The organism is Arthrobacter sp. CMU6, assembly GCF_059090205.1.
On sequence record NZ_JBNHFL010000009.1, the window covers coordinates 1 to 20,600 of the forward strand.

25 protein-coding genes, 1 tRNA gene and 2 pseudogenes are annotated in these 20,600 nt (G+C 63.5%); 17 read left to right on the forward strand and 11 right to left on the reverse strand.

Annotation, left to right across the window (positions count from 1 at the left end; genetic code table 11):
• From AC5RWD_RS07940 to AC5RWD_RS07950, 3 genes are all read left to right on the forward strand, one after another.
• Positions 1 to 226 (forward strand): PDZ domain-containing protein (locus AC5RWD_RS07940; RefSeq protein ID WP_494019496.1); only part of this gene is annotated, 226 nt, incomplete at its 5' end.
• Positions 227 to 592: 366 nt separating this feature from the next.
• Positions 593 to 1,018, forward strand: coding sequence for an Hsp20/alpha crystallin family protein (locus AC5RWD_RS07945; protein WP_494019497.1), 426 nt, complete (start codon positions 593 to 595; stop codon positions 1,016 to 1,018).
• Positions 1,019 to 1,226: 208 nt separating this feature from the next.
• Complete coding sequence (locus AC5RWD_RS07950) at positions 1,227 to 1,973, forward strand: hypothetical protein (protein WP_494019498.1); 747 nt, start codon at positions 1,227 to 1,229, stop codon at positions 1,971 to 1,973.
• Between the two features lie 45 nt (positions 1,974 to 2,018).
• On the opposite strand, the gene AC5RWD_RS07955 is transcribed toward AC5RWD_RS07950, so the two are convergent.
• The 3 genes from AC5RWD_RS07955 to AC5RWD_RS07965 all read right to left on the reverse strand — a co-directional run bounded on the left by AC5RWD_RS07955 (position 2,019) and on the right by AC5RWD_RS07965 (position 3,407).
• Positions 2,019 to 2,408, reverse strand: coding sequence for a hypothetical protein (locus tag AC5RWD_RS07955; RefSeq protein ID WP_494019499.1), 390 nt, complete (start codon positions 2,406 to 2,408; stop codon positions 2,019 to 2,021).
• Positions 2,409 to 2,444: 36 nt separating this feature from the next.
• Complete coding sequence (locus tag AC5RWD_RS07960) at positions 2,445 to 2,861, reverse strand: J domain-containing protein (protein ID WP_494019500.1); 417 nt, start codon at positions 2,859 to 2,861, stop codon at positions 2,445 to 2,447.
• A 123-nt stretch (positions 2,862 to 2,984) separates the two neighbouring features.
• Complete coding sequence (locus tag AC5RWD_RS07965; protein WP_494019647.1) at positions 2,985 to 3,407, reverse strand: Hsp20/alpha crystallin family protein; 423 nt, start codon at positions 3,405 to 3,407, stop codon at positions 2,985 to 2,987.
• Positions 3,408 to 3,543: 136 nt separating this feature from the next.
• On the opposite strand from AC5RWD_RS07965, the gene AC5RWD_RS07970 reads away from it, so the two are divergent.
• A complete protein-coding gene (locus AC5RWD_RS07970) occupies positions 3,544 to 3,855 on the forward strand; it encodes a MerR family transcriptional regulator (protein ID WP_494019501.1) in 312 nt (103 codons plus the stop codon).
• 77 nt (positions 3,856 to 3,932) lie between these two features.
• On the opposite strand, the gene AC5RWD_RS07975 is transcribed toward AC5RWD_RS07970, so the two are convergent.
• From AC5RWD_RS07975 to AC5RWD_RS07985, 3 genes and pseudogenes are all read right to left on the reverse strand, one after another.
• Positions 3,933 to 4,181 (reverse strand): hypothetical protein, encoded by a 249-nt coding sequence (locus AC5RWD_RS07975; RefSeq protein ID WP_494019502.1) that lies wholly within the window; start codon positions 4,179 to 4,181, stop codon positions 3,933 to 3,935.
• A gap of 64 nt (positions 4,182 to 4,245) precedes the next feature.
• Positions 4,246 to 4,318, reverse strand: a tRNA-Lys gene (locus AC5RWD_RS07980).
• Between the two features lie 376 nt (positions 4,319 to 4,694).
• Positions 4,695 to 4,993, reverse strand: a pseudogene (locus tag AC5RWD_RS07985) (manganese catalase family protein); the annotation flags it as partial.
• A gap of 137 nt (positions 4,994 to 5,130) precedes the next feature.
• On the opposite strand from AC5RWD_RS07985, the gene AC5RWD_RS07990 reads away from it, so the two are divergent.
• Positions 5,131 to 6,330, forward strand: coding sequence for a pyridoxal phosphate-dependent aminotransferase (locus AC5RWD_RS07990; RefSeq protein ID WP_494019503.1), 1,200 nt, complete (start codon positions 5,131 to 5,133; stop codon positions 6,328 to 6,330).
• On the forward strand, positions 6,327 to 7,286 hold the full coding sequence (locus AC5RWD_RS07995) for a 2-hydroxyacid dehydrogenase (protein ID WP_494019504.1): 960 nt from the start codon (positions 6,327 to 6,329) through the stop codon (positions 7,284 to 7,286). The genes AC5RWD_RS07990 and AC5RWD_RS07995 overlap by 4 nt, the downstream gene beginning before the upstream one ends.
• Before the next feature lie 141 nt (positions 7,287 to 7,427).
• Here AC5RWD_RS07995 and AC5RWD_RS08000 read toward each other — a convergent pair whose 3' ends face one another.
• Together AC5RWD_RS08000 and AC5RWD_RS08005 are read right to left on the reverse strand one after the other, a co-directional pair.
• A complete protein-coding gene (locus tag AC5RWD_RS08000; RefSeq protein WP_494019505.1) occupies positions 7,428 to 8,873 on the reverse strand; it encodes an SLC13 family permease in 1,446 nt (481 codons plus the stop codon).
• Positions 8,874 to 8,885: 12 nt separating this feature from the next.
• Positions 8,886 to 10,004, reverse strand: coding sequence for a PrpF domain-containing protein (locus tag AC5RWD_RS08005; RefSeq protein ID WP_494019506.1), 1,119 nt, complete (start codon positions 10,002 to 10,004; stop codon positions 8,886 to 8,888).
• Between the two features lie 238 nt (positions 10,005 to 10,242).
• Between AC5RWD_RS08005 and AC5RWD_RS08010 the strand changes: the two genes are divergently transcribed.
• The 4 genes and pseudogenes from AC5RWD_RS08010 to AC5RWD_RS08025 all read left to right on the forward strand — a co-directional run.
• Positions 10,243 to 11,181, forward strand: a complete 939-nt coding sequence (locus tag AC5RWD_RS08010; RefSeq protein WP_494019648.1) for a LysR family transcriptional regulator — start codon at positions 10,243 to 10,245, stop codon at positions 11,179 to 11,181.
• 100 nt (positions 11,182 to 11,281) lie between these two features.
• A complete protein-coding gene (locus tag AC5RWD_RS08015; RefSeq protein ID WP_494019507.1) occupies positions 11,282 to 11,656 on the forward strand; it encodes a nucleotide pyrophosphohydrolase in 375 nt (124 codons plus the stop codon).
• 115 nt (positions 11,657 to 11,771) lie between these two features.
• Entirely contained in the window at positions 11,772 to 12,356 is a 585-nt protein-coding gene (locus AC5RWD_RS08020; protein ID WP_494019508.1) for a dihydrofolate reductase family protein, read from the forward strand.
• A 54-nt stretch (positions 12,357 to 12,410) separates the two neighbouring features.
• Positions 12,411 to 12,542 (forward strand): annotated as a pseudogene (locus AC5RWD_RS08025) (CBS domain-containing protein); the annotation flags it as partial.
• A gap of 41 nt (positions 12,543 to 12,583) precedes the next feature.
• On the opposite strand, the gene AC5RWD_RS08030 reads toward AC5RWD_RS08025, so the two are convergent.
• Both AC5RWD_RS08030 and AC5RWD_RS08035 read right to left on the reverse strand, forming a co-directional pair.
• Entirely contained in the window at positions 12,584 to 13,459 is an 876-nt protein-coding gene (locus AC5RWD_RS08030; protein ID WP_494019509.1) for an RNA polymerase sigma-70 factor, read from the reverse strand.
• A 4-nt stretch (positions 13,460 to 13,463) separates the two neighbouring features.
• Positions 13,464 to 14,645: an NAD(P)/FAD-dependent oxidoreductase gene (locus AC5RWD_RS08035; protein ID WP_494019510.1), complete on the reverse strand. Its 1,182-nt coding sequence runs from the start codon at positions 14,643 to 14,645 to the stop codon at positions 13,464 to 13,466.
• Positions 14,646 to 15,067: 422 nt separating this feature from the next.
• On the opposite strand from AC5RWD_RS08035, the gene AC5RWD_RS08040 reads away from it, so the two are divergent.
• The 3 genes from AC5RWD_RS08040 (at position 15,068) to AC5RWD_RS08050 (ending at position 17,403) form a co-directional block, all read left to right on the forward strand.
• Positions 15,068 to 15,616 (forward strand): hypothetical protein, encoded by a 549-nt coding sequence (locus tag AC5RWD_RS08040; protein WP_494019511.1) that lies wholly within the window; start codon positions 15,068 to 15,070, stop codon positions 15,614 to 15,616.
• 338 nt (positions 15,617 to 15,954) lie between these two features.
• Positions 15,955 to 16,131 carry a CsbD family protein gene (locus AC5RWD_RS08045; RefSeq protein ID WP_493956243.1) on the forward strand — a complete coding sequence of 59 codons (177 nt, stop codon included), beginning with the start codon at positions 15,955 to 15,957 and terminating at the stop codon, positions 16,129 to 16,131.
• A 213-nt stretch (positions 16,132 to 16,344) separates the two neighbouring features.
• On the forward strand, positions 16,345 to 17,403 hold the full coding sequence (locus AC5RWD_RS08050; protein WP_494019512.1) for an LLM class flavin-dependent oxidoreductase: 1,059 nt from the start codon (positions 16,345 to 16,347) through the stop codon (positions 17,401 to 17,403).
• A 1,047-nt stretch (positions 17,404 to 18,450) separates the two neighbouring features.
• Here AC5RWD_RS08050 and AC5RWD_RS08055 read toward each other — a convergent pair.
• Entirely contained in the window at positions 18,451 to 18,582 is a 132-nt protein-coding gene (locus AC5RWD_RS08055) for a hypothetical protein (RefSeq protein ID WP_494019513.1), read from the reverse strand.
• A 10-nt stretch (positions 18,583 to 18,592) separates the two neighbouring features.
• Here AC5RWD_RS08055 and AC5RWD_RS08060 point away from each other — a divergent pair, with 10 nt between their 5' ends.
• The 4 genes from AC5RWD_RS08060 (at position 18,593) to AC5RWD_RS08075 (ending at position 20,280) form a co-directional block, all read left to right on the forward strand.
• Positions 18,593 to 18,775, forward strand: a complete 183-nt coding sequence (locus AC5RWD_RS08060; RefSeq protein WP_494019514.1) for a hypothetical protein — start codon at positions 18,593 to 18,595, stop codon at positions 18,773 to 18,775.
• Positions 18,772 to 19,125, forward strand: coding sequence for a substrate-binding domain-containing protein (locus AC5RWD_RS08065; RefSeq protein WP_494019515.1), 354 nt, complete (start codon positions 18,772 to 18,774; stop codon positions 19,123 to 19,125). Before AC5RWD_RS08060 ends, AC5RWD_RS08065 begins: the two co-directional genes overlap by 4 nt.
• Before the next feature lie 407 nt (positions 19,126 to 19,532).
• Positions 19,533 to 19,718 carry a hypothetical protein gene (locus AC5RWD_RS08070; RefSeq protein ID WP_494019516.1) on the forward strand — a complete coding sequence of 62 codons (186 nt, stop codon included), beginning with the start codon at positions 19,533 to 19,535 and terminating at the stop codon, positions 19,716 to 19,718.
• Between the two features lie 229 nt (positions 19,719 to 19,947).
• Positions 19,948 to 20,280 carry a hypothetical protein gene (locus tag AC5RWD_RS08075; protein ID WP_494019517.1) on the forward strand — a complete coding sequence of 111 codons (333 nt, stop codon included), beginning with the start codon at positions 19,948 to 19,950 and terminating at the stop codon, positions 20,278 to 20,280.
• Positions 20,281 to 20,600 lie beyond the last annotated feature (320 nt).

The window sequence follows — 20,600 nt, forward strand, 5'->3', positions numbered from 1 at the left end:
CGGGGCGCTGGCACTCACGGTCCAGGAAGGCGGACCCGCAGACAAGGCCGGTATCAGGCCCGGTGACGTCCTCACCAGGCTCGACGGCGCCGAGCTCACATCCCCCGAGGACCTGCTCGCCGCACTGAGAAGCAAGAGTCCCGGCCAGACTGTCACCGTCGAATTCCGCAGAGGAACGACTCAACAGGAGGTCAAGGTTCCGCTGGCTGCACGCCCAGCCTCATGAGGTACACGCCCTGCCTTATTACGATGCGCCGCGGGCGACGCAGGATGACGAGGCCACCGAACCGCTCGAGGAGCTGAAAACCGGCTTCCTCGTCCACCACAAAAGCCAACTGGCCCGTGAAGAAGCGGTAAGAAGTACTGCACGGAATGTGAAGGCTGACGCACCGGGCCGGTGTGGCCCGGCCACCGGACGCACAGGCGTGACAGGTCCGTCCCGGAAGTCTTCCCCGCCTGCGCCCCTCAGTCCCCGTCCCGGGGACAGATTTTCACGGGCCCAACCCCTTGCGAGAGGTTAACCGGCGTGGTAAAAAATCTGTATCAGCGGTTATAGATTCCGCCCCGTAAACAGTGATCAAGGAGGTATGTGATGTTGATGATGAGCGATCCCTTCCGCCAGCTGGACCGGCTTGCCCAGCAGGTGTTCGGCACGGCCGCGCACCCGGCCGCCATGCCGTTGGATGCCTGGCGGGAGGACTCGGAGTTTGTGATCGCGGTCGACCTGCCCGGCGTGGATGTTGACTCGATCGACGTCGATGTCGAGCGGAACGTCCTGACCATGAAGGCTGAGCGGAAGAACACCGCCCCGGAAGGGGCCGAGCTGTTGGCCGCTGAGCGGCCACAGGGCGTCTTCAGCCGGCAACTGGTTCTCGGCGACGCGTTGGATGCCGACAACGTGAAGGCAGGGTACGACGGCGGGGTGCTGACCCTACGGATCCCGGTCGCTCCCAAGGCGCAGCCGCGGAAGATCGAGATCACCAGCGGCCAGGGCGCCCAGCAGCAGATCAGCGCTTAGCCGGCAGGGAGGGACACCGAACCCACGCTGCCTTAGGCAGTTGGCCTTCAGCGACGAAGGCCAATGCATCTTTCGCACAAGGGCAGCGCCAGTGGGCCAGGCGCCACTCCCAGACGCGGTCCCCGGTACCGGTGACCCGGGGACCGCGCCACACGAGACAACGAGGGGGCAAGACCCCCAGATCACAAGGAGGACGGGACCCACTGCAATGCCAGTCACACGCAATGTTGCCTGGGACAGGCGTTTGGAATCCTTCAAGGGCAGGGACACGACACAATACGTGCTCACGGCTGCCTCCTTGGCCAGCGCATGCGCTGCCTGCCGGGCGCCTCTTGAACCCGGTGAGCCGCTCTCACTTTTGGTCAACATCACGGAAAGCACCGCACCGGACGGAACGAGTTACGTCACCTTCACCGACTGCGTCTGCCACCGCCGCTGCAGCGGTCCCGGCCTGAGTGTCCAGCGGAGCCAGTGGGCGCCAAACGAGCTCACCCCCATGGCCGCCCGAATGGTCCTCAGCCAACAGTCCGGCGACGGCCCGGAACGATTGGTACCGACGCTGGTTTACACACTCGTCCCGGTCGTTGCTTTTCGGGAGAACGACGGCGACCTGACCTCCGCCCTCGTCTCGATCCTGCTCTTCCACGGCTTCCAGTTGGCCATGAGCCCGGATTACGGTGGCATCCTGGAAGACGCCGCCGAAACGTCAGCCAGCTGCACCTTCACGGTGACACCGCAGGGCCTGATCAATTTCAGCATCGGCGGCAGAACCCTATTTGGGGAACAGCTCCACCCAGATGAACCCGACGACGCCCTGTGGCTCGAAGCCGCCCGCGGCGGCCACGTCCTGGTCATCAGCGGGGACAACCTCAGCATCACAACCAATGGCCTCGACATCCGCCACGCCGCGGCCCAGGGAACACTCGTTATCGGCACGGTCCCCGTCCGCGCGTAGGCACGGCCCGGCGCCCGGCCCAGTGCATGCCGGACTGCAAGGACGCTAGTCCACGAGCGGAGGAGGGCCGAAGAGGAATTCGTTGGCGTGGGCCACGGCTTTGCGGAACGCATCATTCCGAAGCGCCACCAGGTGTTCAGTGTCATCCACGCCAGGCTCAAGGAAGCCGGTAAAGCCCGGGCGAAGCACCCAGATGTCCCCCGCTGGCGGCAGGTAGAACACACCGAAGGAACGGTGCTGGCTGTCGTCGTCGGACCAGATGGGCACCACAGCCAGGGCGGCACCCGTTGCGGGATTGATCCACTGTGCACGGGGCAGCGGCTCCTCATGGGTTTCGGGGTCCAGGAACGGAGCCGTGCCCTTGCCCCAACGCTGCTCGAACCGCTCATGGAAGGCCGGGATCAGGTGCGAGTCATAGCGGCGCCAGTCACTCATCGTTGTAGTTCTCCTCTGGGTCTGATTCAGGTTCGGTTAAGCCCACGGTCCGCTCTCCCACCTGACGGGAGTGACGCGCAGTGGGGGCTCCCGGTGCCGGACCACCCGGACCGGAATAGCCTGCGGACCGCCGTTGCGCCCTTTGGCGCCCTGCCGGGCGTCTTGGCCGTTCGCCTCCGGACGTTCCCGCGGCCGGTTGTGCTCGGCGGATGGAGCAGCGGGCCCGGCATGGAAGGCTTCCCGGTCGTAGGCGTGGCGGCGCTTGGGGTCACGGAGCACGGAGAAGGCCTGCATGATGAGCTCCAGCTCGGCGGGCGCGGCCCCTCCGCCGGCGGCAACATCCGGGTGGTGCCGGCGCATCAGCGCGCGATAGGCGCGCGCGATTTCCTGTGGCGAGGCGCCACGGGAAACGTGCAGGACCGCGTAGTAGTCCGGGACAGGTCTGTTCATCATGAAGCCCGTTGCTGCAGGATTGTGCTGGTAGTTGCCACTGCCGGTGGCAGCGGTCCGGGGCGGCCTCCGGCAGACGCCCGAAGGCGGGAATCCGGACACCGCCCCGTGAGGCGCATCGAACGGCTACGTCTCAATCTGGTGCTGTTGGCCTTTGCTTTCGATTTGGATCTTCCGCGCCTTAGCCTGTTCCGCCACGGGGATACGCAGTGTCAGCACGCCGACGTCGTAGCTGGCCTTGATGTTGTCGGCGTCCAGGGTGTCGCCCAGGATGAGCTGGCGGCTGAAGACGCCGCGTGGCCGCTCCGATACCACCAGCTCGACGTTGGGCTGGGTGGCGTCCCTGCGCTCTGCCCGGACGGTAAGGACGTTCCGTTCAACGTTCAGATCCACGTCGTCGGGTGAAATCCCGGGCAGGTCAAACGCCACGACAAATTCCCCGTCCTCCTGCCACGCGTCCATCGGCATGGCCGCCGGGCGGGCTGCTGTTCCGAAGACCTGCTGGGTGAGCCGGTCCAGCTCACGGAACGGGTCAGTACGGATAAGCATCATTTCCCACTCCCTTCAGCATCTTGGTTCCATGGCTACCCACCACCACGTATCTGTGACAGTGGATATAGATTTCTTATAGCACTGGTGACAAACTGGTGCAAGAGGAATATCCAATTCGATTGACGGGAAACTCATGGCAAACCAGCGCAGCAGCGGGCGGGGCCTGTACGCCATTTCGGTGGTGGCAGAACTCCTGGGGACTGGCCAGCAAAACATCCGGCTCTATGAGCGCCGCGGCCTGCTCACCCCGGAACGGACAGAGGGCGGCACCCGCCAGTACAGTGAATCCGACCTGGCGGTCCTCCGCCGGATTGGAGAACTCCTGGACGAAGGCCTAAACCTGGCCGGCGTGGCCAAGGTGCTGGAATTGGAAATGGACAACGCCCGACTGCGGCGCCAGCTGAAGCGCGCCCGCACCGCCCGGCCGGACGACGACAGCATGTAAGGCAGCCGCTACCCGTTCGTGCGCCTTAAGGCGGGCACCCAACTTCACCCCCGCGGCCCCCGGCCTCTTCCTCCTCCCTAGGACAGGCCTGCAATCCCCGGTTGCTTCCAGGACGGTTCCCGTCCGGGAATGTTCCGGCTGAGCAGATCCAGCAGGTCGCCCTGGTCCAGGCCGGTCGCCTCGCTAACCTCGGCAAGGGTGGCGTCCCCGGCCCGCAGCAGCGCCGCGGCGGATTCGCGCAGCGTCCGGTATGCCACGCTCAGGGTGGTTTCGGCGGTTGCTATGACCGCAGCCAATGCCTGAAGCCTTTCGAGTTCTGGGTTCATTTCATATCACCGCCCTTTCGTTGGGATCCCGCGCGGTCCAGGAGTCCGTCGGAATATGCCGGCGTGCACCCGGTGGGGCTCGAACCCACGACCCGAGGATTAAAAGTCCCCTGCTCTCCCGGCTGAGCTACGGGTGCCTGCTCCCTGCAGCATGCGTCCGCTTCTCTTTTCGTTCGCTTATCGTAGATCGATCTATATCAACCACCATAGGTTTTTTAGCACTGCTGAAACACGGGCGCAAGAGTCATCGCACTCGACCTGCCCGGCGTCGAGTTCTACTCCGTTGACCGTGGCATTGACAAGAACGTCCTAACCGTCCGAGGAGATTTACTTGTGATCCTCCGTTGAGCTCATACGCGACGGGCGCGGACTATCCAGCGATTTCACACTCCGCGCAGGCGAAACGCTGACCATGGTCCTGAACTGTTCAGGACGGTTGTGCTTCGGCACCGTCCTGACTCCTAGAAATTCCTCCCGGCGCTCCGGCGAAATTGTCATCGGAAAACCGTCAGGCGCGACGTCGGTGCTCAGCTCGGTGCGGGGAACTGTTCGGCAATGATGGATGTTGCTGGTATCCAGCGCAATTTTCAACGGCGTGGTGCCCTTGGCACCGGGCTCGTCCACCGGGCCTGTCTTCTTGCCCTGGTACCGCGGGAGCCGTCCAGAAGCTGCGAAATCGTAGTACCGATCAGTTCCACATGGCGGATCTCCTCGGTCCCCACACCCTGGAGAAGATCCTTGTAGGGCTTCGCCGCTGCGTCTCCACGGAAGTTCATGCCCTGGAAGAGGTGCTGCATCAGGGTGCGCATCTCATTCAGGTTCCAGAAATGCTCGATGCCAATCACACGCGGCTCTGATATATTAGTTTTGTCCTCTGATATATATTAGCCTTGTATAAGATGTGAGTCGTTTGAGGATCGATCGTCAACTCGATGAGGAGTGAAACAGTATGCAGCAACTCGCGCACCGGCTCGAACGCCTAGGCACCGAAACCGCCTTCAGCGTCGCCCAAGCAGCCGCCGCCTGGAAGGCGAAGGGGAACCTGGTCTACCCCTTCCATCTCGGCGATATCAACATCCCCACCGCCCCGAACATCGTCGAAGCGATGAACCGGGCGATCGCCGATGGCTACACGGGCTACTGCCCCGGCCCCGGCATCCCCCAACTGCGTGAAGCCCTAGCCGAAGACATTGGCTCCCGCCGCGGCATCCAGTTCTCCCCCGAAAACGTGGTCGTGATGACCGGCGGCAAGCCCGTCATCACGAAATTCCTGCAGGCGGTCATGAACCCCGGCCAGGAAGTGCTCTACCCCAACCCCGGCTTCCCGATCTATGAATCGCAGATCGAGTACCTTGGCGGCACCGCCGTGCCGTACCGCTATGTGCCCACGAGCACCGGCTTCGCGATCGACCTCGAGCAGATCCGTGCGTCGATCACCCCGAACACCGTCGCCATCATCTACAACGACCTGCAGAACCCGATCTCAGCCGAGTCGACTGCGGCCGAGCGTGAGGCCATCGCACAGCTCGCGATCGAACATGACCTGTGGGTACTCTCCGATGAGGCGTACTTCGAGACACGCTATGAGGGCGTCTCGAGCTCGATCACATCGATTCCAGGCATGGCCGAGCGTACCGTCATCCTCTACACGTTCAGCAAGAAGTTCGCCATGACCGGCTCGCGCCTTGGCTGCGCCGTCGCCCCGCGTGAGATTGCCCAGGTGCTCAGCACGCTCAACACCAACGATGAGTCCTGCACCACGCACTATGTGCAGTGGGCCGGCGTCGAAGCGCTCCGCGGACCCCAGGATTCCGTGCAGCAGATGCTTGACATCCTGCAGACGCGTCGGGACACCGCATGCGAGCTCGTGAATTCCATCCCCGGCATGCACGTCGCTGTGCCGCAGTCGACCTTCTACCTGTTCCCCGACGTCACGGAAGTCATGGAGCGCATGGGTTACACGGCTGTCGGCGACTTCGCCACTGACGCCCTGTACAAGACCGGCGTCTCCTTCTGCACCCGGGAGCACTTCGGCCGGCGGCTGCCCGGCGAGGAGCGGCAGTACATCCGGCTCGCCTACTCGGGCATCGAGGCGGCAGACATCCGCGAAGGCCTCGGACGTCTGCGTGAATGGATCGTGACGGCATGAGCCGGGTAGTCGTCACAGGGCGGGTACCTGACGCAGCGCTCGAAAAGCTTCGTGCCGAGCACGAGGTCGATGCCTGGACCGGTCAAGAGTCGATTAGCCGCGAGGAGCTCCTGCGCCGCGTAGCTGGGGCCGACGCCATCGTGAGCCTGCTCACCGAACGCATCGACGGCGAGTTGCTCGACGCCGCCGGCCCGCAGCTCAAGGTCGTCTCCAACGTAGCCGTCGGCTATGACAACATCGACGTGCCCGCCTGCACCGGACGGGGTATCGTCGCCACCAACACACCAGGGGTGCTCACCGAAGCGACCGCCGACATCGCGTTCGGTCTCATCCTCATGGCAACCCGCCGGCTCGGTGAGGGCGAACGGCTCATCCGCGCCGGCCAGCCGTGGAAGTGGGGCATGTTCTTCCTGCTCGGCAGCAGCCTGCAGGGCAAGACCCTCGGCGTCGTCGGCATGGGCGGCATCGGCCAGGCAACAGCCCGCCGGGCCAAGGCCTTCGGCATGGACATCGTCTACCAGTCGCGCAGCGAGATCGACCCCGCTATCGCCGCGGAGCTGGGCGCACGGCGGGTGGATCTCGACGAGCTGCTGACTGTTTCCGATGTCATTTCGCTGCACTGCCCATACGGACCCGCCACGCACCATCTGATCGGCGCCGAACAGCTCGCAGCGATGAAGAGCTCCACATACCTCGTCAACACCGCACGTGGACCCATCGTGGACGAGGCGGCCCTCGCCGCCGCGCTGCGCGAGGGGGTCATCGCGGGTGCCGGGCTGGACGTCTTCGAAAACGAGCCTCAAGTCCATCCCGAGTTGCTGGACCTGGAAAATGTGACACTCGTGCCGCACCTCGGCTCGGCCACCGTCGAGACGCGCACCGCCATGGCGGTCCTCGCCGCCGACAACACGCTCGCCGTACTCCGCGGCGAGCAGCCGCCCACCCCGATCTCTTAGCAACCGCAGGCACGACCTGCGCTAAAACGAGTACGAGCCCCATCCCGAAGGATGGGGCTCGTACTCGTTCTCCCCCGGGAACGGCCCGTCGATTTGGCTGACGGGCCGCTCGGGGGGTATCTACTTCGCCACGCGGGAAGACTACATGATGCCCGTGGGTACCAGAAGGGCCCATGTCAGCGCCGGCGCAACCAGCACCACGCCCCCGGCGTAGATCATCAACTGCTTGTAGACGCGCTGCCGGTCGTTCTCGCGGGCGTTGGCGACGACCAGGGCACCGTCGGTGGAGAAGGGCGAGACATCAACGACTGTGGCAGCGATGGCCAGTGCCGCGACGGTTCCGGAGGCGCTCAGCGAGGTGGTGGCCAGCAGCGGCCCGGCCAAGGGGATGAACGCGGTCAGCAAGGCTGTGGAGGAGGCGAAGGCCGACCCGACGCCGATCACGTAGCACAGGACGAGCGCGATCAGCAGAGGCGCACCGAGTGCCAGGGCTTGCTCGGCAAGGGTGTCGATGACGCCTACGTGCTGGAGAAGTGAGACATAGGTGATCATGCCGGCCACCAGCAGGACCGTGGACCAGGAGACGCCGCCGATAAACGTTTGGTGCTCCTTGATGTTGATCAGCGCCAGCAGCAGTCCGGCCGAGAGGGCAACAAAGCCGATCGGCATGTGGAAGCCCAGGGTGCACACCAGCATCACTGCGATCAGAACCAGCGTGAGGATCTGCTGGCCGTGAGGGCGTCCCGTGCTGGGGGTATCAAGGTCGGCATGCTGGACCCCTTCGCCGTCGCGCAGTTTGCCCAGGAGGGCGAACAGCACGACGGTCAGGGCCGAAAGGATGAGATTGAGGGCGAAGCTGGCGGCAAAGAGCCCGCTCTGGGAGATGGGGAAGCCATTTTTCAAGGCGATGTCATGTACCAGTACCCCGGCCACGGACAGCGGGGAGAAGCCGCCGGCGTGGGCCCCGTTGATGATGAACGCCCCCATGAGTACGGGGTGGATACGGGACTCGTAAGCGAACCCGATGGCCGCTGGCGCCAGCAGGGCGACGGCGGCGGGGGAAAAGGTGCCCAGTGAAGTCAGCGCGGCAGCCATGAGGAAAAACACCCAGGGCAGCAGCAGCGTCTTCCCCCTGACGAGGCGCACACAGGTCTGCACGATGATGTCGATGGTGCCGTTCCGCTGTGCCATGCTGAAGAAGTAGGTGACTCCAATGATCGTCAGAACGATGCTGGCCGGGAACTCCTCCAGGATCTCTTTGTCGGTCATGCCAAGCATGAAGTAGCCGACGCCGAACGATGCAACCAGCCCCATCACGCCGATGTTCAATGGCCATTTCGTAGCTACGACGAACATCACGACAAGTATGACGAGCGGGATGATCTGGATTGCGGTCATGGTGTGCTCCGAATCCGAGGCGGCCGCGGGGTTAAATATGGCACCCCCGAACACTAGGGCAATCAGACCCAGGATCGCGATACCAGCCAGCGATAGCAGCAGGATACGGCGGCGGTTGGGACGCTTGGAATGCTCGTCGCGGATTTGGCTCTCTGCCTCGGGAGCGGGTTGGTAAATGGTTTTAGTCATGATCATGGCTCCTCATTGAGTGGCTGATGCTAGTGAGGCTTCGACTACGCTGCCGAGAGCCTCCGGGAGGTGGATGATGGTGGTGGCGATCGTGCGGGCCGTGCGGTCGACGCCCACAAGCAGGTTCCCGTCGCGCTCCTCGGTCCATGTCTCGATTACCCCGGCGGGGGTGCGGAGCCGAAGCGTGGTTCCCAGCGTTGCGCCCGTGACTGTGTGCAGCACGGTGCCCGGTGTACGGGCGGCCAGGGTCAGGGCGATGCTGCCGGTGATGGCCAGGGCCGGGTGGGGCTTGCCCATGGAGAGCATCATGACGTTGGCATCGCAGCCCGCATCAGTCGCGCCGGGACCGGCCACGATCGCGAGCTTGGGGATTGCCCGGGCCGCTTCGGCCATTGTGGAGGCCAACCCCATCCGAACCGCTGCCTGCCGGCGGATCTGTTCCAGGGTTTCCAATTGCAACTCAACTCCGGGCCGCCAGCTGTCGTACCGGGCCGGGTCCAGGCCCAACTCCTCGGCACGGACCATCACAACTGGAGCTCCGGCGTCGACCATCGACACCCTCCAGCGGGTTCCCCCGGCGGTGATGGTGTCGGTAGCGGCGCCGGTGGGCAGCAGCGCACCTGTGGTCTTGCCGGCGGGATCCTGGAAGCCGAGCCCCACCGCGTAGCCGGGAAAGGGGACGCCGGGCATCTGCGCGTCCAAAACGGTGGGCAGGGCGCCTGCGGGCGTGGGTACGCGCTGGATGATGATTTGGTTGGTATTGGTATTGCGGGTGACAATCCGGGTCACGTCGCCGTGAGGGATGACCCACCCCTTTTCGATGGCGTAAAGGCCGACGACGGCGGAGCCGTTTCCGCAGTTGCTGCCCCAGTCAACGGCCGCCTCCTCGATGCCTACCTGGGCGAACGTGTACTCGACGTCAACATCGCCGTCGGCGGGCCGGTGCAGGATCACCGCCTTGCTGGTGGTCGAGGTCGCCCCACCGACGCCGTCAATCTGCCGTGGGTCCGGGCTGCCGAACAGCCGCGGCAGCAGCACGTCCAGGCTGACGCCGGCTTCGCTCAGATGCCCGGCCTCAAACACCCAGCACTTGCTCGTACCGCCACGCATCCAGTCAGCTTCGATCTTCATCGTTTTCCCGCTTCTCCTTGTGCCTCAACTTCGTTCAGGGCCTGAAACGAGATTGAGCCACATCACACTTTTAGACAATGTTGGGTTTCTCTATGGGGATGTAGAATTGCTTAAGTCACTGATACTGCGGCGCTACTGGCACCCCGCATCGTTCCTCATCGCGGAAAAACTGACCCAGTTTGTGGCGGGAACACACGCGCTCACAGGAAATGAACCGAACGTACAGAAGGGGGAGGCATTGCTTAACGACGAAAGCCAGGATTTATTCGACATTCGGCGGCTGGCACTATTGCTCGAGGTAGTGGAACAGGGATCGATCACAGCAGCAGCGGAGCTGATGATGTACACCCCGTCGGCCGTTTCCCAGCAACTGCGCAAGCTGGAACAGGAGGTCGGGCAGCCTCTGCTTAACCGCCGTTCCCGGGGGGTCGTGCCGACCGAGGCCGGCCAGGTGCTGGCCGGACACGCACGCAAGATTGTCTGGCAGATGCAGGCAGCCCGGTCCGACCTGGGTCAGATCGCCGGCCTCAAGCGCGGGTCCCTGACCGTGGGCACTTTCCCCACGCTTGCCGGGTCCTTCCTGCCCATCGCCATCCGGACGTTCAAGAAGCGCTACCCGGCCATCAGCCTCTCCCTGCGCAGTGCCCGGTTCGATGACCTCGTGGCAGACCTCCAGTCCGGAGTCACGGGTCTGTGCCTGCTTTGGGATTATCCATGGAATCGTTTCCATGACGATTCCATCCGGATAACGGAGGTCTTTCAGGAGAGCACCGTCATCCTGGTGGCCAAGGGTCACCCTCTCGCCGGCCAGGATGAGGTGAGGATGGAGGATCTGCGAAAGGAGTCGTGGATAGTCCGTGCGGAAGCCCACCCCGCAGTGGAGGTCCTGCAACGCTCAGCCCACTCCGCCGGGTTCGAGCCGACCATTGGCTTCCTGGCCAACGATTACCAAGAGGCGCAGGCCATGGTCAGCGTCGGGATGGGTGTGGCCATGGTGCCAAAGACTGCCGTGGCTCTCCAGCACCCGGACGTGAAGGTCCTGAGCTTGGGATCAGATGCTCCCCTACGGCGCGTGCTGCTCGCGCAGCGCGAGGACAAGGTCTATGCCCCGGCCGAAGTGGCCTTCCACTCCACCCTGCTGGAAATTGCCCGGGAACGTGCGGGCGACTATCTCTAGGCTGCACACAAGCACGGCGCTCCGACTCCTTTGCAGATCATGGCATGGAACGTCTCGCTTGTCTTTCTGCCCGTAAAGGCGATTCGCCTAGGCTGGCTCCATGAGTATCGAGTCTTTGACGGCCCAGTTGCGCGACTTTGCCCGGGACCGCGATTGGGAGCAGTTCCACACGCCCAAGAACCTGACCATGGCCCTGAGCGGCGAGGCAGGCGAGCTACTGTCTCTTTTCCAGTGGCTGCAGGACGCGCAGGTCGGTGAATGGCTCGACGACCCAGCCAACAGGACTGCGGTGGAGCATGAGATGGCCGATGTTTTCGGGTACCTCCTGCGGCTCGCTGACGTGCTGGACGTCGACCTCGAAACCTCACTCCGGGCCAAAATAGACGTCAACGCCAAGAAATATCCCGTCGAACTCGCCCGCGGCAACGCCCTGAAATACACGGTTCTGGCCGCAAGGCGTGCCGCGGAAAGCTAGGCACGAGGCCCTCGGCGAGAATGCCACCACGTGCTAGGATCCCCAGAATCCCCACACGACCGCATGCAAGTCGCAATCGCTCAGGAGGTTCGCGGTGCCGGACACCACTTGCCACATGTCGATCTCGCTGGACGGCTTCGTTGCCGGGCCGGACCAGAGCCGCGAGAACCCCCTGGGCGTGCGGGGGCTGGAGCTGCACGGCTGGCACATCGGCGACCCGCGAGCCAACGACGCCGACAAGGTTGCGAACGAGTGGCTCATGCGCCCGCGGGGAGCATATGTGATGGGTCGGAACATGTTCGGTCCGGTCCGCGGGGACTGGCATGAGGAATGGACCGGGTGGTGGGGCCCCGAACCGCCCTACCACGCGCCAGTGTTCGTGCTGACCCATCACGGACATGACCCGATCCAGATGGACGGCGGAACGACCTTCCACTTCGTCACCGAGGGCTTCGACGCGGCCTACTCTGCAGCACGCCAGGCCGCCGGAGACAACGGCGTGGACATCGCCGGTGGGGCCTCGACCGTCCGGCAGGCACTGATCGCAGGGGTGATCGACGAGCTCACCCTCGACATCGCACCGGTCCTGCTCGGCTCAGGCGAGCGCATCTTCGACGGGGTTGAGTCCTTCGGCTTCGAGCCCGCCGAAGTGCTTCACTCACCACTGGCCACGCACATCCGCTACCGCCGCGTCAGCTAACCCGGGGCAGGCGCTGGCTCTGGACAGTAACGCTCAGCATACTTAGCCGTGCAGGATCACCAAGTCCGCCGGCTTCCCGTCATTGACGGCCATGACCTGATCGGCATCATCAGCCAGGCAGACATTGCCAGGAACTACCCGGAGGACCGGATCAGGGAACTCGTAGAGCTTACTTCCTTCTACTGATCTGGAATGATCCGCCTGGCCCCGGCGTCAAGGGAGCGGTGCTAGCGGCTGAGCTGCCTAGCTGTGGTGGCTGCCCAGAGCTTGTCCGGGTTTCGGACCAGGTAAAGGCCGGTTACGTGGTCATTGTCGGACTCCACGAGGACTGCGAGGTCGACAATGTCTCCGCTGTAAATCAGGATGGCGGGCATCCCGTTCAGTGATGACGTCTCGACCCGCATGTCGGGTATGGGCTTCTTCGCGATACCGAGAAGGAAGCGGGCGATGTGGTCCGCACCGACGACCGGCCTGCGGGCAGCCGAAACCTTTCCGCCACCGTCCGACAGGAGCACGGCTCCGGGTGCAAGGACATCCATGAGCGACTGAAGGTCGCCGCCAAGAGTGGCTGCGATAAACCGGTCAGTGACCGCCTTCTGCCGCTGTGCATCAACGTCGAAGCGTGGTTGCCGCGCCTGCACGTGCGCCTTCGCCCTACTGGCCAGCTGGCGGACGGCCGCCGGCGACTTGCCCGTCGCCTCGGCAATCTCGGAGTACGGGAAATCGAAGACCTCGCGGAGGACGAAGACGGCCCGCTCATCCGGGGACAGGCTCTCGAGAACGACGAGCATGGCAAAGGACAGCGAATCAGCCAGCACGGCATCCTCGGCAACATCGGGGAGTGTCACCACAGGCTCCGGCAGCCAGGGGCCGATGTAGTTCTCCCGCCGCCGCTGGACGGATCGAAGGAAGTTCAGCGCCTGCCGGGTCACGGTTTTGGCCAGGTAGGCCCGCTGATTCCCGATTCCGTCGGTGTCCACTGCCGACCATCTCAGATAGCTTTCCTGGAGGACGTCTTCGGCGTCGGTGGCGGTTCCGGTGATTTCGTAGGCGATGGTGAACAGCAGGGAACGGTGCTCTTCGAAGACGGTTGCGGAGCCCACGGCCTTACCTGGCTTCCGCGGGCACTGCGATTTCGGCCGGCAGTGGGCCCTTCGGCCACGTGAACGAGCCGCTCCGGCGACGCTCACCCCTGATCCACGACAGCGTCATGCGGCATACCTGTTCTTTCACCAATCCGGCAACGCGACCCCGGACAACGAACGGCCGTGCCCGGTCATCGGCGGTGACGGTCTGGATGAGCCCGGACCTGCGGCCCAGGCTGATGCACCGGAACATGTATCCGGCCGATACCGGGGCCGGGAGCCGGTTCTGCAGCCGGGCGATGATGTTGTCCGCTGCGTGTGCGCCCAGCGGCAAGGCCGATGCGCAGCTCATGCGCAGGTGGCCGCCAACCGATTCCGGAATCCGTACGGCGTCGCCAGCCCCCAAGATGTCCGGGTGGTCCGGGCAGGACAATGCGTCGTCGACGATGAGCCTGCCCTCCGAGTCGGTTGGCAGCCCGCTGTCCCGCGCCAGGTTCGGCACGCGGAATCCGGCAGCCCAGACGGTGCAGTCGGAGGTCAGAGTGTCTCCGCTGGAGGTTGTCAGTGTCGAGTCAACGCAGCGTTGCACGTCGGTATTCTCCAGCATTTCAATGCCAAGCGCCGCAAGCCGGTTCCGCACCGCGTGCTGGCCCGAATCGGAAAGGTCGCTGCCGATGATCCCTCGGGAAATGAGGCGGACCCGCAGCTGCGGATACTGCTCGGCTATTTCCGCAGAGAGTTCGATCCCGGTCAGGCCGGCGCCGACAATGCTGACGGCAGCGCCCGCATCCAGCTGCGCAAGCCTCGCCCGCAACCGGCCCGCGGATTCTGCGTCGCCGAACCCATAGGCACCGGCCGGCACCTGGAGTGTTGCCTGGCCACTGCCGACGGCGTAGAGCAACACGTCGTAGCCAAGCGGGGCGCGGCCGCTGGAGAAGTGCACCTCGCGGTTGACCGGGTCGATCCGCGATGCGCTGTCCTCGATGAGTTCGGCCCGGCCGCTCAGGACCGATCGGAGCGGCACCGCCGCCGTGGCCCTGCTCCCGGCGGCAACCTCGTGCAGCCGGATTCGCTCAACGAAGTGGGCAACAGGGTTGACAACAGTGAGACTCAGGCCGTCCAACTGCCGGCTTCCAGCGAGCCTGTTTGCCGCCATGGCCCCGGCGTACCCGGCTCCAATAATGACGACGCGATGTGCGGACATTTTCAACTCCCATCAATAGATCCGGTGTTGAACATAGGACACCGCGGCGCTCCGGAATGTGACAGCAGGCTCTTCGCGTCATGAGCGAATCTTAGAAAGACCTGTTTATATTCACCATTTAGGGCGCGTTTTCTGCGTCACGGGCTTTTTCGGCCTCGTACGATCACAACCCATGCTTCACACCGAGGCGAATGATCCAATAGAGCAGTAGTGCGACAAATGCCGCGGGCAAGACGAACGTCGCCACGGCGATAACCGCAAGGATGTCCAAAAGCGTTTCCCCCTATGAGCTTTGAGGGAACAGCTTCTCACGGGGCTTGTATAAGGGGACATCTCCCTGCGGATCGATAGCCATTGTGTCGCCATCGCAGGCCGCTAAGAGAATGACTTGCCATTCACTGCACGGACCGTAGACTCAGCCCATGCCTGAACTTGGGGGAACCAGGACGGTCCGTTGTGGTGCGGCAATGACTCTTGCCCTGCTGCTCGTTCCCGTTGTTGCTGCCTGCACCTACGAGGGGGACGTCGATGCACAGCCGGCGCCGGCCGAGGCCAGCAGGCGGCCCTCGCCTTCCTTGCCCACGAAGGACCGTGAAATCCTAAGCACGGAGAGGAGCAACTACGCCAAACTGATCAAGCGACTTGCTGGCGCACCCGGATCGGTGCTCCTGGACGACTCCGGACCGGCTGACGGTCCGGGCGTCGGCTTCCAGAAAACCGCGGCAGTGAAGACTGCCGGTGCACACACTGTCACAGCATCCTGTGTCGGCACCGAAAGCGCCCAGATCATCCTCTACCAGGAGGCCGGACCTGGCTCCGAACTGTCACTGGAGCTCGACTGCTCCCAGGTCCTCTCACAGGCCGTCGACTTGCAAAAAGGGTACGTGGGAGCCCAGCTGACCCGGAGTGACCCGAGCGGTCCGTGGACAGGTGCAGTGGCCGGGATAAGGATCACCACCGAACGGGATTGACGATCCAGCAGCATGATGGCCGCCTGCTCAAATGCCAGCGAGTGTCAGCACTGGGCGGTGATTGTGAACGCGATTGTTGACCATGCCTGCCGGCCCCGCTTCTCTCTCGTTCCGCGGCTCATGATAGGCCCCGGCGATGCCGGGACAATGGAAGTGGGCATGACCAAAACATCGCCAGGATTCCTGCATCAAATGCATGATTCCACGGTGACGGTGTCACATCACCAACAGTCCTGAGTCGCCGGGCATCCGGATGGGTACTTGAAAACCAAATCATCAGCATGCTTATGTTGTTTATAGCCGAATGCGAACGGCTACCAACCAGAGGAGGAAACACCATGGGATTGGGCGACAAGATTGAGAATGCTGCAGAGAAGGCTGGCGGCAAGGGCAAGGAAGCGGCTGGAGCCGCCACGGGCGATGAGAGCCTGCGGACTGAAGGCCAGACCGACCAGGCCAAAGGCGATCTGAAGCAGGCTGGCGAGAAGGTCAAGGACGCTTTCAAGAAGGACTGATCAGGCCGACACGAAGGGCGCACTCAGCGAAAACGGGGTGCGCCCTTCGTTGCGCCCAACGGGGTATGGAGAGTGGCGCCGGCCTGACTCCGTCCGGCTCGTGAATATCCGTGCACCAACGGACAAATGCCCACGTCCCGCCGTCGTCAGAAGAACCACCAAATCCAGCGCATATTCTAAGAAGGCGCCGCACCACGATCCTGAAGGAGCCCCATGCCCGTCTCCACACGCCCGTTGCGCAAGCTTGGATTCCTCACCATCGGCCTGTTCGATCCCGCGAATCCCGCCCCCGGACACCAATCCACTTTGCAGATCATCGAACTTGGCGAGCAGCTCGGATTCGACAGTGCCTGGCTGCGGCACCGCCATCTGCAGTTCGGCATCTCCTCCCCCGTTGCTATGATGGCCGCCGCCAGCCAGCGCACCTCCCGGATTGAGCTGGGCACCGCCGTCACCCCGCTGGGCTGGGAAAACCCCTTGCGCCTGGCCGAGGACCTGGGCACCGTGGATCTGTTGGCCGGGGGACGAATCAATCCTGGACTGAGCGTGGGCGAACCGATGCATTACGACACAGTGAAGCACGAGCTGTACCCGGATTCCTCCGGGCTGGAGGACTTCAGCTACGGCCGTGCGGAACGCGTTGCACGCCTGATCGCAGGCGAACCGGTGCGGGACTTTTCCGGCAAGCAAGGTGTGGTCGAGGAATTCTCCAACCGCGTCGAGCCGCATTCTCCCGGGCTGCGTGGTCGCCTTTGGTATGGTGCGGCCAGCAGGAAGTCCGCCATCTGGGCCGGGGAAAGCGGCTTCAATCTGCTCTCCAGCAGCGTGGTCTTCCCCGAACCGAATCAGGCACCGGACTTTGCCCAGATTCAGCAATCGCAGATTCGCGCTTACCGTGAGGCCGCCGCAGCATCAGCACAAGCGCAGGGACCGGCCCGGGTGTCGCAGGGCCTGGTAGTGATCCCGACCGACTCGGCCTCGACACATCAGCGGGAGAAGTACCAGCGGTACGTTGATGAACGCACTCCCCGCACACGGGCGCCGCAGGGGCCAAAGGGCATGCTGTTCGCCCCGGATCTCATCGGTACCAGCGACGAACTCGCCGAGCAACTGTACGCGCATGCAGGATTCCAGGAGGTCGACGAGGTGGCATTCGCACTGCCCTTCAGCTTTGACCACGAGGATTACATCCAGATCCTCACCGACATCGCCGGCAAATTGGGTCCCGCACTGGGATGGACTCCGGCTGAGGTTGGGCAGGACCCGCAGTAATACCCATCCATAAGGTCACGGCATCTCCCATATCGGCGTTTGAAGCGTGCTCTTCCACTTTCGCGTAGCCCATTGGGCGGCGATAGAAAATCCCGTCGTTAGTTGATCTCCGCGCATGCGGTGCCGCCTGAGCGGTTACGACTTGGGTGTTCGGATCATGCTCCAGGGCCGGCCTTCCGGCCACGATGACGGTGGCGCGTTCCCATGGCCGGTCTTCTAGCAGGAAGGGAATTTCCTGTTCTTCCCACTCCCTGTGCAGGTCTGCTTCCTCCTGGCCATCTCGTTCCAGGAGGCGACAGCGGGCTTCAACGTTGTCGCATCGCACCCAGATCGAAGCGTCGACGACGTCGGAGAGCGCCCGGCGTGATGATCCACTCCCTTCCACCCACACCACGGAACGCCCGGCGGGTAGAGCTATGGCACCTGGACGTTCTCGGGCCACCCAACCCGGAGGACGGTAATGGACTGCTTCGCCTTGGAGCAGGGGTCCGAGGACACCGTCACGGAGTTCATCGGCCCAGTCAAAAAACGAAAGATGCCACGCTACATCGTCCGTGTGAACGACATCTGAGTCCGGCACTCGAGCCAGCAGACGATCGACCAGGGTGGTCTTGCCTGCCCCGCTCCTTCCATCCACCGCCACGATCCAGGGGCGGTTCGGACGTTGCCCTGCTGCCGGCAGTAACCGCCGCACCATGCCTTCCAGTGACTCGGCTTGCCAGGGTCCCGCATGGGGTTCGCCGACTTCCGGTTTCATATCCATAGTTACCTCGACTTCGATTATCGGTCCCGTCCAAAGCTGCCTGGTATGAAGTCTCGGGAGTTGCTGTGTTTGGCGCAAGCTCTTTTCGTGGCCAAGGCTAGGTGCCTGCAGCTCATGAACGATTCCGCTGGTCCTCCTCACGGTGACCGGCATTGGCACAGCCATCGGCCTGAACCTGCCATAACGCTGCGTACCCGACCCCGCTAATTGGATGGACTCCATGGTCAAGCTCACGGACGTCACACGAGCCGCTGGGGTCGGGTACGGAACAGCATCGCGGGCACTCAGCGGTAAAAGGACCGGTCGGCGGGGAGGCCCGCACCCGTGTCCTCGAAGCGGCCCGGGAACTGGGCTATACCGCTGACGCCACTGCCCGTGCCCTCCGGGAGCGCAAAAACCAGGAGCGTGGGCCTCATCGTTCCTGACATGACCAACGAGTTCTACACCGCCAGCGCCGAAGTCCTCCAGGACGTCCTCAGGACCGCAGGCCACCACTTGTTCGACGCCACCACAGGAAACCACCCCGGACGCGACCAGGGGGCATTTACAGAGATGGCCGCCAGACGCGTTGACGGCATCGTCCACGTACCCTCCGGGCCGCCGGCATGAGCAGCCGGCTCGTCATGGGCGTCCTCAGGACAGTACGGGAGGTTGGGATCAGCATTCCCGGCGACCTCGCCCTCGCCGGCTACGGCGACCCAGACTGGTTCGAAATATGGGGCCCCGGCATCACCACCTTCGCCCAGCCACTGGCCGATATGGGAGCGCAGGCAGCAGAAAAACTGCTTGAGCTTATCAGCGGCAACGATCTGCCACCCACCGCAGGCTCAACGGCAGGAGGCTTCTCCGTCGTCGAGCACTTGCTGGCACCAAAAGAGCTTGCAGCGCGGCTACACATGCACAGCCGCGAAGACGAGTTCACAGTGGTCATCAAGGGACACGCATTGGTTTCCTTCTAGGCGAGAAAGTCTTCCAGGCCGGTCCCGGCGAACTGGTCCGAAAACACAGGGACCAGTGGCATAGCTTCTGGAATGCCGGTGAGGAACCGGCACAGGTTCTGGAGGTCATGGCGGGATCAAACGTAAAGTACGGGCTGCAAATGGACTTCGAATCCCTGCCTCGGATAATTGAGCGATTCGGCCTTGCCCGCCCCACGGAAATGGACGGCGAAGCTCCGATGTAGCCATGAGACCCCCGTTGCCTGCCGTCGTCGGTCATTGCACATGGGTTCTTGATCAAACCTTTGGGGAAAGCCTGATCACTCTTGATGAACGAGAGGAAGACTGAGCAAAGAGCATTAAGCAGCGATACAACCTCAGCGATTTGAGGCCGGATGGGTGTCCGGCGGGAGCAAAGGGGACCAGCAATGACAGTCCAGACAGCGACCACCACCAGCCGTCACTTTGAAGGCGGTCCGGGGACACCATTCCAGTTCGTCGCCCTTCCTCAACACGACACCGACCCTCCGGCCGCCGCGCCCCAGGAAACGTCTGCTCCCCCACGACACGAGTACGACTTTCCCGACCTTTTCCCCATCTACCCCTTCCTCTGAAGCAGAGCAACCGCAACGGAGAGCCTGCGGCACACCTGACGCCCTACCCCTTCATCAGCAGCTGCGCACCTGGTAGGGCCCTAAGCGCGACAGGCCGACTTCGTTAGACGGCATCCCTATCACTCCGCCTTCGCTTATCGCCAGGTTATCGCCGCCCAGGACGAGCACCCTTCCAACACGCTGCTGCTTCCACCCAGGCTGCTGCATCAGGTACGGCAAGGTCGAACTGGTGGGTGAACATGGCGTCAGCCCCTACATGCAGGACCAGAAGGCCCTGCGGGGTCAGCCTGCAGAACGTTCCCGGGTCAACACGTTCGGCCTGTTCAAGAATGCTGTCCATGTCTGCTCGCGGCGCCAGCTGGAAGCCCCGTCTGAGCAGGACGCTGACGAGGAGCGAGGTGAATTCCTCGCCAAGGAAACCAAAAGCCAGGTTTGGGAGCAGGGTGAAAACGAGCGCGGGCACCGTCCAGGTTCGTCCGCTCTCTTGGCAGCGGACCCCGCAGTCAGCGGCAACCGACACCTGCAGCACGCCCTCGCCCTGCTGGCTGCCGCCTTCACGTAACCGGCGCTGTCCCCGCCCTTGAACAGTTCCAGCCGCTTGTCCCACGCGACATTGCTTGTGATCGGCATGGCGCAAGCCTAGGGAACCAAACCCGAGGGCTTAGTGGCTGCGCACTCCGCTGTCACTTTGCCGGCGGCTCCCGGACCCGAAATTTCCGCGGGCCCTAATGGCGGCAAGTCCTCCGGGTCATGGATAGCTCGCAGGTGCCGGAGGAGCGCCACTTCCGGGGAGACCGGGTTCTCGCGCACCTGCTCGAGCAGTGAGAGCCGCAAGTCAGGGTCCAGATTCTGGTCGGCAAGGATCTCGTCGAGGAGCCGCCC